The organism is Binatus soli (SeqCode), from assembly GCF_050015535.1.
Lineage (GTDB): Bacteria > Desulfobacterota > Binatia > Binatales > Binataceae > Binatus > Binatus soli.
Map to the genome: position 1 here is coordinate 1 of NZ_JBEKBF010000005.1, position 14,567 is coordinate 14,567.

Annotated in this window: 13 protein-coding genes; all 13 read left to right on the forward strand. The window is 60.6% G+C overall.

All coding sequences use genetic code 11. The features are described 5' to 3' along the window. A partial coding sequence (locus tag ABR989_RS04770) for an MtrB/PioB family outer membrane beta-barrel protein (RefSeq protein ID WP_428126083.1) occupies positions 1-2,198 on the forward strand: 2,198 nt, incomplete at its 5' end. Between the two features lie 118 nt (positions 2,199-2,316). After that, positions 2,317-2,730: a c-type cytochrome gene (locus tag ABR989_RS04775; protein WP_428126084.1), complete on the forward strand. Its 414-nt coding sequence runs from the start codon at positions 2,317-2,319 to the stop codon at positions 2,728-2,730. Positions 2,731-2,827: 97 nt separating this feature from the next. After that, on the forward strand, positions 2,828-3,241 hold the full coding sequence (locus ABR989_RS04780; RefSeq protein ID WP_428126085.1) for a c-type cytochrome: 414 nt from the start codon (positions 2,828-2,830) through the stop codon (positions 3,239-3,241). Positions 3,242-3,529: 288 nt separating this feature from the next. After that, a complete protein-coding gene (locus tag ABR989_RS04785; RefSeq protein WP_428126086.1) occupies positions 3,530-5,071 on the forward strand; it encodes a NapC/NirT family cytochrome c in 1,542 nt (513 codons plus the stop codon). Between the two features lie 132 nt (positions 5,072-5,203). Next, the gene (locus ABR989_RS04790; RefSeq protein ID WP_428126088.1) at positions 5,204-6,415 is read left to right on the forward strand and encodes a cytochrome c3 family protein; all 1,212 of its coding nucleotides are present in this window, start codon (positions 5,204-5,206) and stop codon (positions 6,413-6,415) included. Continuing rightward, on the forward strand, positions 6,412-7,242 hold the full coding sequence (locus tag ABR989_RS04795) for a formate dehydrogenase subunit gamma (RefSeq protein WP_428126089.1): 831 nt from the start codon (positions 6,412-6,414) through the stop codon (positions 7,240-7,242). The genes ABR989_RS04790 and ABR989_RS04795 overlap by 4 nt, the downstream gene beginning before the upstream one ends. 153 nt (positions 7,243-7,395) lie before the next feature. After that, complete coding sequence (locus ABR989_RS04800) at positions 7,396-8,163, forward strand: slipin family protein (protein WP_428126090.1); 768 nt, start codon at positions 7,396-7,398, stop codon at positions 8,161-8,163. A gap of 377 nt (positions 8,164-8,540) precedes the next feature. Continuing rightward, positions 8,541-8,942, forward strand: coding sequence for a c-type cytochrome (locus ABR989_RS04805; RefSeq protein WP_428126091.1), 402 nt, complete (start codon positions 8,541-8,543; stop codon positions 8,940-8,942). A gap of 189 nt (positions 8,943-9,131) precedes the next feature. Then, entirely contained in the window at positions 9,132-9,677 is a 546-nt protein-coding gene (locus ABR989_RS04810) for a cytochrome c3 family protein (protein WP_428126092.1), read from the forward strand. Further along, positions 9,674-11,995: a molybdopterin-containing oxidoreductase family protein gene (locus tag ABR989_RS04815; RefSeq protein ID WP_428126405.1), complete on the forward strand. Its 2,322-nt coding sequence runs from the start codon at positions 9,674-9,676 to the stop codon at positions 11,993-11,995. The genes ABR989_RS04810 and ABR989_RS04815 overlap by 4 nt, the downstream gene beginning before the upstream one ends. A gap of 8 nt (positions 11,996-12,003) precedes the next feature. Beyond that, complete coding sequence (locus tag ABR989_RS04820; RefSeq protein WP_428126093.1) at positions 12,004-12,702, forward strand: 4Fe-4S dicluster domain-containing protein; 699 nt, start codon at positions 12,004-12,006, stop codon at positions 12,700-12,702. Further along, entirely contained in the window at positions 12,702-14,057 is a 1,356-nt protein-coding gene (gene nrfD / locus ABR989_RS04825; RefSeq protein WP_428126094.1) for an NrfD/PsrC family molybdoenzyme membrane anchor subunit, read from the forward strand. The genes ABR989_RS04820 and nrfD overlap by 1 nt, the downstream gene beginning before the upstream one ends. 86 nt (positions 14,058-14,143) lie before the next feature. Further along, positions 14,144-14,545 (forward strand): c-type cytochrome, encoded by a 402-nt coding sequence (locus ABR989_RS04830; RefSeq protein WP_428126095.1) that lies wholly within the window; start codon positions 14,144-14,146, stop codon positions 14,543-14,545. Positions 14,546-14,567 lie beyond the last annotated feature (22 nt).

Here is a 14,567-nt window from a genome sequence, read left to right on the forward strand (position 1 = left end):
TGGCACAGGTCGATTTCGCGGCATTCACGGCGCAGGGTTCGGTCGAGGCGGGCGCCATTCCCCAGCCGGTCCCCTATAACAACATCGCGGAGTATCAGCAGTACCGCGATCTGGCGCAGCAGTTCATCGTCCCGAAACTGCAGTTGCTACTGGGCGACAAGGCGGAGAACTACTACGTCCAGTTCGACGCCGTGAACGTTGCACAAAAGAACCAGATGTATTCGCTGCGCTTCGGCGAGTACGGTCTGCTCGATGTTCAGGCAAAATTCTTCGAGATTCCACACGACTTCAGCAACGGCGTCGCGAGCACGCCGTACGACGAAAACGGCGGAAATTTCACTCTATCCTCGAAGCCCACGCCCCCCGCAACCCTCCATTCCTGGCTGGAAGCGAACGACAAACCGTTCGACATGAGCATCCTCGAAGGTGTCGCGGACATCAACGTGCGCTATACGCCGACGCCGTCGCTGACCTTCAGTGCGAACATGGATTACCAGAACCCCACCGGCCAACAGCCTTTCGGCGGGAGCTTTCTGTTTGGCCCCAACCCGGGTACTTTCACAGTTAATGAACTCTTTGTGCCAATCCAGTACTACATCTATAACTTCGGCACAGGCGTGGAATGGGCGAAAGACGGATGGCTGCTCGGTTTCCAGTACCAGGGGTCTTTCTTCGTCGATGACTACAGCACCCTGACTTGGGACAACCCCCTCAATGTTAGCGGAATAGGGGCCAATGGCTCAGGTGCCACCGCATGCCATGATTCGGCAACTTTTAGTTCCGGAACCGATTATACCGGCGGCCCCTGCCAGGGGCGGGCAACCATGTACCCGAGCAACCAAGCTCACAATTTCATCGTGAACGGAGCAGGTCAGCTTCCATTCAACACGCACGTGATGGGTAGCCTCGAGTACGGATTCTGGCTGCAGAACGCTCCTTTCATCCCGCTTACGACCAACAGTCTCTATAAGCAGTCATTAAGTTCGGTCGGAGCGCCCAATAGCCTCGGCGGCGACATACAACCGTTCTTCGGCAACCTCACGATCGACAGCAATCCGATCGAACCGCTGAATATCAAGGCGACGTATTCGTACTTCGATTACGACAACCTAACGCCGACGATCACCTTCAAAGGTGTTAAGTCGCTGAATGACGTAGCGGACGCGCAGACGCCTTTCGCCGCTTATCCCTTTGCATTCTCGGAGCAGGACGTCAGCCTTGAGCCAACCTACCGTGTGACTGATACGCTGGCCGCACACTTTATGTTCAAGTGGCAGACCAACCACAACGACGGGCTGGAGGTGCTGCAGCAGGATCAAACCAGCTACGGACCGGCGCTCGATTGGAACCCATACCCGTGGCTGACTTTCCGGGCGGATTACCAACACGCGCATCGCGACTCGCCGGGATACAACAACAATCGCGCTGACCTGGTCTCGGTGCTTGGCTCGAACGAGCTTCAGGACCTCTGGCGGTTCGACGAGGCCACGCTCGATGTGAACCAGACCTCGCTCTATGCCTCCGCGCAGCCGATCGAAACCCTCACGCTGTTCGCCGCCTTCAATTACGACGACTATCGCTACCCCAACAGCGACTTCGGCCTGGAGCACACTTCAGACTATTCGCCGTCGGCGGGGGCCAGTTGGGAACCGATTCCAGGCACGCACCTTTTTAGCGACTACTCGTGGCAGGCGTACGATTGGAACCTGTGGTCACAAGACAACAGTGGGGGTTCGCTCACGCCGCCGAAGCCTCCGTTTGGAAAAACGTACGCTTGGGAGGCCACGGGCCGCAACCAGGGCAACAATATCGATTTCGGCATGGACATCGCGATACCGCAGAATCGCATCCTGATGCGACCGTCGCACCTGAAACTCCAGTACACCTACACGGTTGGCAGCAACCAGACCCACCAAACGGGGGCTACCGCGGAGCCAGTGGCGTCACAAGCGATCGACTATCCCAATGTCGGCAGCCAGTTCCAAGAGTTGATGATTCAGTACCAGTACGATTTGCTTGACAACCTGGCGATCAACGTCGGCTACTACTTCACCCACTCCGGCGAAAACAATTTCATGGTGGACCAGATGGCGAACTACATGCCGAATGCAAGCGCAAATTCGACATTTCTCGGCAACAGCGACCTGCATTCATACAACGTCAATGTCGCATTCATAACCCTGAAATATAAATTTTAAGCCAACGCTGGTATACGCAAAGCGAGAGGTCGGGACAAACAACGAATGACCGTCTTTTCGCCGCGGCCCAGCCCATAAACCAAACACCGGAAAAGGAACGGAAGGAAGGAGAGGATACATGTCAAAGAGTGTTACGACCAAGAATCGATCGAGACTGTGGATTTGGACCGCGGCGGCCATACCGGCAGTTGCAGCGCTGGCGTTGATCTCAACCGGCGCCCACGCAGCCGATGCCGCGGCCGCGGCCAGCAGTTACTCGGATACATGCGCGAAGTGTCACGGCCCGGCCGGCAAGGGCGACGGCCCCAAAGCGGCCGAACTGAAGACCAAGGAAGGCAAGCCGGTTGCCATCGGAGATTTGTCCGATTGCGCCAAGATGAGCAAGATAACCGATGACGACATGTTCAAGGAGCTGAAGGAGGGTGGCGCGGCAGTGGGCAAGAGCAAGTTCATGACCCCCTATGGCGATGCGATGGAGGACGACGAAATCAAGGCGCTGGTCACGTACGTCAGAACCTTGTGCAAGAAGTAACGGCGTGAGCGCCGAGCTCCAGCCGGGGATAAGCCGCTGAATGCGCGTTTTTGCCATCGGCAGGCACCCCGAATGGAAACGGCAAGACGGAGGAGCCATGTCAAAGAGTTTGAAAACGAAGATTCGATCGAGACTGTGGATTTGGACCGTGTCGGCCATACCGGCAGTTGCAGCGCTGGCGTTGATCTCAACGGCCGCCCACGCAGCCGATGCCGCGGCCGCGGCCAGCAGTTATTCGGAAACATGCGCGAAGTGTCACGGCAAGACCGGCAAGGGCGATGGCCCCAAAGCGGCCGAACTGAAGAGCAAGGAAGGCAAGCCGATCAGCTGCGGCGATTTGTCCGATTGCGCCCAGATGGCCAAGATTACGGACGACGACATGTTCAAGGAACTGAAGGAGGGCGGCCAGGCGGTGGGCAAGAGCAAGTACATGACCCCCTATGGCGATGCGATGGAGGACGACGAGATCAAGGCTCTGGTTGCGTACGTCAGAACCTTGTGCAAGAAGTAGCGGCGCGCGCCAGGGTCCAGAATGAGCCGCGGCGCGCGGGGTTGAAAGCGTGCAGACTCGGAAAGCGGCCGGCTTGCAGTTCGCCGGCGGCATCGCCTAGCAGTTGTGCTCGCGCTCGCCCTGACCACCCAAAGCTGCCAAGTGAAAGGCCTGGCACCGGTAGCCGGCTGAACCTCACCAGAGAGCGACCCGAGACAAGCGGGTCCGATCCGAGGGATCGGACCGCTTGCCGCTCGGAAACCGGGCGTCGCTTCCCCAGATTCCAGAGAGAAGCGACGCAGGTGGAATATGCCAACGAGCGGAGATGAGCCGGGCGCACCGGGATCGGTGCGCGAGGAACGGCAAAATGGCGCCGAGGCCGAACGCGAATTGCCAAGCCTGGCTCGCAACCGGCTGAGCATCTCGGGCCTGATCATCGCCATCATCGTCCTGGCGGACATGCTTTCCCTGGCTGGCATGACGCTGTTGGGGGTGCAGTTGAACCCCTACGTCGGCATTTTTGCCTACCTGATCGGTCCGGCCGTCATGATACTGGGCCTGTTGCTCATTCCGGCCGGGATGCTGCTGGAACGGCGGCGACGCCGGAGGTTTTTGCCGGGTGAGCTGCCGCCCTTCCCCAAGCTCGATCTCAACGAGGCTTCGGTTCGGCGCGGCTTTCTCGGCGCGGTAGGCTTTTCGATGTTTTTCGTGGTTCTGAGCCTGGTGGCAAGCTACCAAGGCTACCAGTTCACGGACTCGGCGATGTTCTGCGGCCAGACCTGTCACGTCCCGATGAAGCCGGAATTCGACGCCTACGAGGATTCGCCGCACGCGCGGGTCGCATGCGCGGGCTGCCACGTCGGACCCGGCGCCACCTGGTTTGTTCGCTCCAAGCTGTCGGGCGCCTATCAGGTCTATTCGGTAATGTTCAACAAGTACCCCAGACCTATCGAAACCCCGATCAAGGAGTTGCGGCCGATTCGGGCAGCCTGCGAGCAATGCCATTGGCCGCAGAAATTCTACGGTGCACAACTCAAGGTCTTCCCGCATTATGGCTACGACGAGAAGAACACCGCCATGCGTATCCAGATGCTGATTAAGACCGGAGGAGGATCTGCCGAGTTCGGCCGCGCCACCGGAATCCACTGGCACATGAACATCGCCAACGAAGTTTGGTACGCGGCTACTGACAAGCAGTCCCAGGCGATTCCCTGGGTAAAAGTAAGGACCCCTGACGGAAGGACCACGGAATATCTCGCCAAGGACAGTTCGCTGACCGCAAAGCAGATCGCGGAGATTCCCGTCCAGGCGATGGACTGCGTAACCTGCCACGCCCGCCCGTCCCATAAGTTTCGTCCGCCCGATCAGGCGGTCGATGAGGCGTTCGAGGGGGGCCAGCTCGACCCTACGCTTCCCTTCTTGAAGAGGCAGGCGGTCAAGGCGCTGCTCAAGCACTACGACACGCCGGAACACGCGGCCGAGGGAATCGCAACGGCACTCGATACCTTTTACCGCAATCGCTACGCCCCGATTTATGCCGGGAAGTGGCCGCAAATCCAGGCTGCCATCGCCGCCGTGCAGCAGATCTACAAAAAGAACATCTTTCCGTATATGCGGGTTGACTGGCGCACGCATCCCGACAACATCGGCCACCTATATTACCCGGGATGCTTCCGCTGTCACGACGGGCAGCACGTCAGCACCGATGGCCGGGTGATACCCCAGGAATGCGAAACCTGTCACACGGTCCTTGCAACTCCCACCAGTGTCGCCGAGTTCAAGCATCCAATCGATCTGAAAGATGTAGGCGGCGCGACCTGCAGCACCTGTCACACCGGGGGGGTGCTATAGTGCATCGGCACGGCTCAGGCGGAGCGGACAATGGCGCACGGATCAAGGCGGATGGCTAGCTCAGGGCGGATGGTTAGCGGCTTCGGGCGCATCGCGTGCGCTATTGCCGTAATGCTGCTGTCCGCGGTTGCGATGGCGCAGGCGGCTGCGACGAAGGTGCAGGCGGCTTCGACGAAGGTGCTCAGCGATAGCGATTGCCTGTCCTGCCATAATCTGAAGGCCAGCGCCAAGTTGCAGGCCAGGCCGGTTAGCGTGTACGTCAATGCGGAGACATTCCAGCCCTCGATCCACGCGAAGCTGGGTTGTAACTCCTGCCATTCTGACATCCATGCCTTTCCCCATCCCGATCCGGTCCGACCCGTTTCATGCGCCGGCTGCCACTCGAGCCAAACTGCGGCCTTCGCGGGCAGCGTTCACGCAATCGCCGAGCGGGAGAAGAAGAGCCGCTTTCCGGCCTGCCTCAATTGTCACGGAAACCCTCACGGCATGCGCGCTAAGACTGACCCGAAGTCGCGAGTCTATCCGCTCAACCTGCCGCGCACCTGTGGCACCTGCCACGGAAACCCCGAGATTGCCAAGAAATATGGCTTTCCGGACGTGTACGCGCTTTACATGGATTCGATTCACGGCTTCGCGCTGACCAGCGACGGGCTGCTGGTGGCGGCCACCTGCGCCAGTTGCCATGGGGCGCACGATATCCTGAGCAGAAAGGACCCGAAGAGCCGGACCTTCCGTAACAATGTGCCGGCGACCTGCGGCGGGTGCCATGCCGGCGTCCAAGTCGATTACCTTGCCGGAGCGCACGGCACGGCGATGATGGCCGGGCGCCCGAATGCTCCGGTATGCACGAATTGCCATACCGCGCATCAGATTACCCAGGTGAACGTCGTGAACTGGCAACTCAAAACCGTCGCCACCTGCGGTAACTGTCACAAGAAGAGGCTGTACACCTACCGCGATACTTTCCACGGCCAAGTGACTGAACTCGGTTTCGTCGCCACGGCACGATGCTGGAGTTGCCATGGCTCTCACTTAATTCTTCGGGCCTCCAATCTCAATTCGAAGGTGGCGCCGGCCAACCTCCCGGCCACCTGCGGCAAGTGCCACCATGGCGCAACCGCGAGCTTTGTCAGCTACGAACCACATCCTAATCCGCACGATCGGCGGCAGAATCCAGCCTTATATTACGCGGCGCTCTTCATGAACCTGCTGCTTTTGGGGGTTTTCCTCTTCTTCGGCCTGCACACGGCGATGTGGCTTGCGCGGTCGTTGATGGACAAGGGGCAGGGCGCACGCCGCCCGCCTGCCACCTCTGCCAAGAAGGACGATGGAGTGAAGCGGTGAAGAATAACGATTCAGGCCGCTATTATTTTCGCTTCTCGCTGGGGCAGCGCTACCTGCACGGCTTGGTGATCATAACCTTTTTGGGTCTTGCCGCTACCGGAATGACGCTCAGGTTCAGCGAGCGGGGTTGGGCAAAATGGCTGGCGGAAATGACCGGCGGATTCGGCGCGGTGCTATCTCTGCACAAGCTCTGTGCGGTGCTCATATCAGCGGGCTTCGTCTACCATATTGGCGATATCCTCTACAGGGCGATAATAAAGAAGGACCGGAGTCTTTTTTGGGGGCCAAACTCGATGACTCCGCAGCCCAAGGACGCCGTGGACCTTTATATGATGGTGCGCTGGTTTCTTTGGATGGGGCCGCAGCCCGAATTCGACCACTTTGCCTACTGGGAGAAGTTCGACTATTGGGCGGTGTTCTGGGGAATGGCGATTATCGGCATCAGCGGCTACATGATGTGGTTCGGACCTTTCTTTGCGCGCTTGGTACCCGGCTACGTCCTCAATATCGCGCTCCTGATTCACAGTGAGGAAGCTCTGCTGGCCGTCTGGTTCATCTTCATCATCCACTTTTTTAATTCCCACCTGCGCCCCGAGAAATTTCCGCTCGACCCGGTGATATTTACCGGCCGGCTGACCGGTGGGGAATACCAGCACGAGCGCCCCTTGGATTATTCGCGCCTTGACAAGTCCGGCGCCCTCGAAATGTTGCGCACCGACCCGCCTCCCCGTTGGCTCCAGAATTTCTCCTGGTTGATCACGGTTATTTCGGTCGGCATCGGATTTTCCCTGTTGGTGCTTACTCTGATCGCCTTTTGGACCGAGTAGGCCCCGTGGCGGACGCTATATTTCCCCGGCATAGCTCGCGCAGGCTTGTTTTTTCGGCCTGCGCGCCGTATGTTGGCGCGGATCAAATTCCAGCATCCAAGTTGAACCGGAGCACCGGAACATGAACGCCGCTATCACACGAGGAGAATCGCGATGGCATTCGGTGTAGTCGTTTTCATCGGCGCAATCTTCATTCTGAGCGGGGTTAAAATCCTTAACGAATACCAGCGCGGCGTAATCTTCCGCCTCGGTCGGCTCACGCCGTACCGCGGCCCAGGCATAATTTACGTGATCCCCGTGGTGGAACGGATGGTCCGGATCGATCTGCGCACGGTCGTGCTCGACATCCCGCCGCAGGACGTAATCACCAAGGACAACGTGACCGTCAAGGTGAGCGCGGTGCTCTACTTCCGCGTGGTCGATCCGTCGCGCGCGGTCACCGAGGTGGCAAATTACCTGTTCGCCACCATGCAGCTCGCGCAGACCACGCTGCGCTCCGTAGGCGGACAGACCGAACTCGACGAACTCTTAAGCCAGCGCGACAAAGTCAACGCGCGCATCCAGGCGATCATCGATGCCCAAACAGAGCCGTGGGGAATCAAGGTCATGCTCGTCGAGCTGAAGAACATTGACCTGCCACAGGACATGCAGCGTGCGATCGCCGCGCAGGCCGAGGCCGAGCGCGAACGGCGGGCCAAGGTGATCGCGGCCGAAGGCGAATTTCAGGCGGCGAAGCGCCTGGCCGAGGCGGCGGAAATCATGGGCAAAAGCCCGATCACACTCCAGCTTCGCTACCTGCAGACGCTTGCTGAGATTGCAACCGAGCATAATTCGACCACTGTGTTTCCCCTCCCAATCGATCTGCTCGAGCCCTTTCGCAAGCTGACAACCGGCGGTGGCGACCCCGACAAGCCGAAGTAAGGGGAGGTCATCGTGGCGCCGCGGGCGGGTGCGGCGGGCAGTGGCTTGCAGCGCTGACGCTGATTTGGACCGCTGCACGCAGCAGCGCGGCAGCCGGCAAATGCCGGCTCGCGTGGAGGTCTTAGCAGGTGGCCGGGGGGGCGTGAAGGGCGACGGGAGGAGGTCGCGGGGTCGGGGAAGGCTGATTACGGTTGACAAATCACTTTGGAATAAATGTTGCTCATGTCTAAAGTGTAAGCGGATGAAGGGAGCCTAATGTGTGGGAAAATCGCAACGGGAAGCATGCTGCTGTGTATCGACCGAATACACTTGTAGCCTTTTGTCATGATGTTTGGTAACGAAGCGAAAAATTAGCGCAAACAAGGAGCAGAATGGTCATGTCAGAAAATTCACCGGTTAAGATTCGATCGAAAGGCTGGAGCTGGATGCCCTCGGCGGCTGCGCTAGCGATGATTTTAGCGCCCGCGTTGATCTCAACCACCGTCCGCGCCGACGATCTGAAGGCCGCGGCCAGCAATTACACGGAGTCGTGCGCGAACTGCCATGGCAAGACGGGCAAAGGCGATGGACCCAAGGCCGCGAAGCTATCGGTGAAAGTGGGAGACCTGACCGATTGCGCGAAGATGGGCAAGGTCAGTGACGACGTCCTCGCCAAGGTCATCAAAGAGGGCGGCCCGGCGGCCAACCTCAACAAGGCGATGACCGGGTTCGGCGATGCCTATGAGGACAACGATATCAAAGGTCTGGTCGCCTATATCCGCAGCTTTTGCGGAAAGTGACGGCGCGACTTCCAAGCGGCTGCATCGGTTGGAATCACCACGGCGATCAATGCGGGCAATCCAGGTGGCAGAGATCGCAAGGATATTAAATTGCCTGTGTGGACCCTTGTGGCACGCGCATTGCCCTGCTTTTGAAACTGAGGTCATCCATTTGAGGTCATCCATCATATGAAGGCGATGCCTTGGAGGATGGCAATTCTGCTGGTGCTATGCTGCGCCGCAGTGGTGCTCGGCGCCCGGATGGTGCTTGGCGGCTGGACGGTCCCGTCGTTCTGGGCGACGCCGCCGCTGGAACAGCCCATTGCTTTCAACCATCGCAAGCATGCCGCCGGTGCCGACGGCATCAAATGCGAAACCTGTCATAGCTATAGCTCCGCCACCACGGGAACGTTTGCCGGGCTTCCCCAAGTGGACACCTGCATGGATTGCCACAAGATGGTGATGCGGATGACGCCGGTGAAGCTGGCGAAGAAACCGGGGCTCGCCAAGCTCAGGCAGTTCGTGGCCGCCGGCTACATCCCGTGGGAGCAAGTGTATGCCGAGCCTGACTATGTCTTTTTTCCCCATCGCCGCCACATCGCGGTCGCGAAACTCGCTTGCGCGGAGTGCCACGGCGACGTGCGCAATATGACCGAACCGGTTTTGCGCCCGGTGGTCAATCAGTCGATGAATTGGTGCATGAATTGCCATCAACAAAAGCGCGCCTCGGTGGATTGCATCGCGTGCCACAAATGAAGCACCCGACGGAAAACCAAAGCGCATTGCCGGGCCGCGACGGCGACCAGCGGGGAATTGCCCGGCGCGATTTCCTCAAGCTTGCCGGCGCCGGCACGGTTGCGGCGGCGGTCGCCTCGACCGCCGTGGCGCACGCGGTTTCCGGCGCACTGGAGGTCCGCGAGGACGTATTCCCGAAGGGGGGACCTGAATCCACCGTGGTGTCGCTGTGCGGCATGTGCCCGCAGCGGTGCTCGATGATGGTGCGCGAGATCGGGGAACGGGCGGTCTCGGTCAAGGGCAATCCGCTCGATCCCGCCAATCGCGGCGGACTATGCCCGGTGGGCCTAGCCATCCTGCAACTGGTCTATAACCCCGACCGCGTGCGCACTCCGATGCTGCGGGAGGGCGATGCAAATGCTCCGCGATGGCGCGAGATAAGCTGGGCGGAGGCGATCGCGCTGATCAAAAGCCGGCTCGAGGCGATCCGCTCCGGCCCCGGAGCGCATACCGTGGCGGCGATCGGCGGCGGCACGTCGGAGTTGGCGGGACTGATGATGGCGCGATTCCTGCGCGCCTTCGGCTCGGCGAATTTCATCGCCGACGAGTCCGCACAGCCTTCGCACGGGCAGAATTTGACCCAGTCCATCAGCGGCCGGGTGGCCTACGATTTCGAGAACAGCCGCTACATCCTGAGCTTCGCGGCGCCACTGCTGGAAAGCTGGATGTCGCCGGTCCGCCAGATGCGCGACATCGCGGATTTTCGCGCGGGATGGCTCGGCGAGCGCGGCAAGCTGGTGCAGATCGAGAGCCGCCTGTCGACTACCGCGGCCAAGGCCGACGAGTGGATACGGGTGAACCCCGGCACCGAGGGTGTGCTGGCGCTCGGGATCGCCGGCGTGCTGGTCAGGTACCAGTTGTACGACGCCGGTTTCGTAAAAGAGCATGTGGCCGGCTTTGAGTACGGGCCGGAGCAGAAATCGGCGCGCGGCCTGCGCGAGGTGGTTCTCCAAGACTATGACCCCGCCAAAGTTGCGGCCATCACCGGCGTCTCCAGCGAAGTGATCGTCCGGCTGGCGCATGAGTTCGCCCAGATGCGGCCCGCGCTGGCGGTGCCGCCGGGAGCGCGGCCCGGACGGCAGGACAATGGCTTTTTAGAGGCGGCCGTGCAGACGCTGAACGCGCTGTCCGGCGTAATCGACAAGCCGGGGGGAGTGTTGGTAAGCCGCGAACCGCCGCTGGCCGCTTGGGCGCCAATCAAACCGCAACCGGATGAGGCCAAGCAGCCGCCCCTGCGCAGCGCAAGCGAGCTTGCCGCCGCCGCCGAGGGGGGACATCCGTACCTGCCAAGCGCGGTGTTCATACTCGGGACCAACCCGCTGTTCGGTTCCTCGCCGATCCGGCCGGAGGTCCTTGAGCGGATTCCATTCAAAGTCAGCTTCACAACGCTGCTCGACGAGACCGCAGCCCACGCCGACCTGGTGCTCCCCGACTGCACTTCGCTGGAGCGATGGGAAATCCGCACGGCGGTCCCGGGATACGCTCTGACCTCGGTGGGAGTCGGCAGTCCGGCGATCGCCCCCCGCTACGGTTCGTCCCCGGCCGCACAGGTGATCCTGGACCTGGCAAAGGCGATGGGAGGCGATGTGGCCGGCGCGCTGGCGTGGAGCGATCCGGGCCAGGCGTTGAAGGAAATGCTCGTGGGGCTGCATGACGCTGCGCACGGCGAGATTTTCTCCGAGCGCTTCCGCCGCGAATACACGCGCCCGGAAATGAGGGCGTGGGGCTGGCCGGCGGACACTTCGCTGAAGCGCGACGAATTCGTCGAGCTGGCCGTCGCACGCGGCGGCTGGGTGGACCCGCGCTATTCGTTCGGAGACTACGCGTCGGTTTTGAAGACCAAGTCGGGCAAGTTCGAGATGCCGGAGTTGCTGGGCTCCGCACCGCCGCTCATTGCCGCGCGGCCCGGTTATCCGCTGGACCTCAATTTTTTCCAGCCGCTGGCCTTGATGAGCACGATGGGCGCAAATCTGCCGTACCTGCAGGAGGTGGCGGGCGCTCCCGAGGACTGGCCATGGGATTCTTATATCGAGATCAACCCCGCCACCGCCGCCGCGCTCGGAATCGAGGACGGCGATTGGGTGATCGCCCAATCGCCCACCGCGCAGGTCGAACTGCAAGCTCACGTGTATGCGGGGGCGATGCCGAACGTGGTAAATATTCCGCTCGGCCAGGGGCATACTGCCCTGGGCCACTGGGCTAGCGGGCGCGGCGTCAACCCGCTCAAGCTGCTGCCCGTGGGCGGCGGGCCAGTGACGGTACGCATCGTAAAGAGATAGGAATAACTATGGGACAGGCCATGCCGCGATGGGGAATGGTGATCGACCTCGACAGGTGCTCCGGATGCCGCGGGTGCGTGGTGGCCTGCAAGCAGGAGAACAACATCGCCCCCTCGACCCAGGAGCAAGCTCAGTCCAGCCGCATGATCTCGTGGATGAACGTGATCACCGTGGTGGACGGCGACTACCCTGACGCCAAGCTGCGGCTGCTTCCGATGCTGTGCCAGCAGTGCGAAAACCCGCCGTGCGTGCGGGTCTGTCCGGTCGGGGCGACCCAGAAGAGTTCGCAGGGGATCGTCGGCCAGATCTACCCGCGGTGCATCGGCTGCCGTTACTGCGCCTCCGCCTGCCCGTACCAAGTCAAGTACTTCAACTGGTCCCCGCCCAGTTGGCCGCGGGAATTTGAGCAATCGCTGAATCCCAGCGTATCCGTGCGGCCCAAGGGAGTGATCGAGAAGTGCACGTTTTGCGTTCAGCGCCTTCAGCGCGCCCGCGATCAAGCCGCCTTCGAAGGGCGCAAGGTGCGCAGCGAGGGCGAGTACGTTCCGGCGTGCGTGGAGAGCTGCCCGGCCAAGGCGATGTATTTCGGCGACCTTGACGATCACTCGACTGAAGTCGCCCACCTGGTGCGCGACACGCGAGCTTTCCGCGTGATGGACGAGTTGGGGACCGAGCCAAACATCATCTACTTAAAAGAGAGCACATAGTGGAAAACCGCGATTCAGATCAGGATGCGATTCTGTTCGAGCCGCTACTGAAGACCGGACCCGGATATTGGCTCTTGATCTTTGTGCTGGTCTGTACGGTCTTGTGGGGAGGGTATGCATACGTGACCCAGTTCCGCTTGGGGCTGGGGGTGACGGGGCTCAACCGGCCCGTTTACTGGGGCTTCTACATCACCAATTTCGTCTTTTTCGTCGGCATCAGTCATGCCGGGACGCTGATTTCGGCGATTTTGCGGCTATGCCAGGCCGAATGGCGCCGGCCGATAACCCGGATGGCTGAGGCGATTACGGTGCTGGTCCTGTTTTTCGGCGCCGGCAACATCCTGCTCGACCTCGGGCGGCCGGACCGGCTGCTTTACATGTTCATTTACGGTCATCTCACTTCGCCCCTCATGTGGGACTGTATCAGCATCACGATCTATCTCATTGGCAGCACCACCTATTTGTACGTCGCGATGATTCCCGACCTCGCCCTCTTGCGCGACCGGATCACGGATTGGCGCCAGCCCCTCTATCGGGTGCTCGCGCTGGGATGGAGCGGAAGCCACGAGCAGGAGGAGCGGCTGCAGACCGCGATTGCGATCCTGGCGATTGCCGTCATTCCGATTGCGGTTTCCGTCCATACGGTGGTGTCGTGGGTATTTGCGATGACGATCCAGCCGATGTGGCACTCGAGTATTTTTGGCCCCTATTTCGTGGTGGGGGCGATCTACTCGGGCATCGCGGCGCTGATGCTGACGATGATTCTGCTCCGCAAGATTTACCATCTGGAAGACTACCTGAAGGAAATCCACTTCGAGTATCTGGGCGAATTGCTGCTGGCCATGTGTCTTTTATGGTTCTACTTCACGTTTGCCGAGTACCTGACGGCGTTCTACGGGCACGAGCCGATCGAGATGCGCATCTTCTGGGCGAAGGTGACCGGACACTATGCGCCGTACTTCTGGACGATGGTGGCGACGGACTTCGTCATTCCCCTGGCGATCCTGTGCAACCGCAAGACCCGCAAGATTCCCGGAATCGCGGTGGCCTCGATATCGGTATGCATCGGCATGTGGCTGGAGCGTTTCACGATCGTCGTGCCCACCCTGGTCAATCCGCGCCTGCCTTGGGCGCGGGGTTCGTATGCCCCGTCCTGGGTGGAGATTTCGTTGTTTGCCGCTTTCATTGCGGGGTTTATCCTGCTCTATGCGATTTTCATCAAACTGTTCCCGATCATTTCCATTTGGGAAGTGCGCGAGGGACGCGAACAAGGCGTCGCGGAAGTCACCGAGCGGTTACGCGGCTACCTGCCCGGCGACGGCGGGATTGACCAGCCTGCTAAAGCCGGATCCTGACCGGATGGGGTCTTGGACACGGAAGGCCTGCCCGCGCCGCCTGCGCGCGCCGGGCGCTTCCCGCAACGGGAGATAACGTGAAGCGGTTGGCAATTACAGCGGCAAGCCTGACGATCGCGGGCGCTCTACTATTGCTCGCCAGCGCACCGTGCATGGCGGAGGACTTGGCGGCGGCAAAGGACAAATTCAATTCCCTGTGCGTCAAATGCCACGGAGCGTCCGCAAAGGGCGACGGCCCTGCGGCCGTGACGCTGGTGACCAAACCGGGAGACCTGACAGATTGCACGAAGATGCATGGAGTTACCGACGACATGCTCTTCGAGATCATCAAAGAGGGCGGCCCGGTGGCCGGACTCGACCAAGCGATGCAAGGGTTCAGCGAAGGATTGAGCGACGACGACATCAAGGGTCTGGTCAGCTACATCCGCAGCTTCTGCGACCACCCCAATCCCGTCGTCGCAGACCACCGCCCGTCGCCCAGCAAATAGCGCCGCAATCAACGCCGGAAAT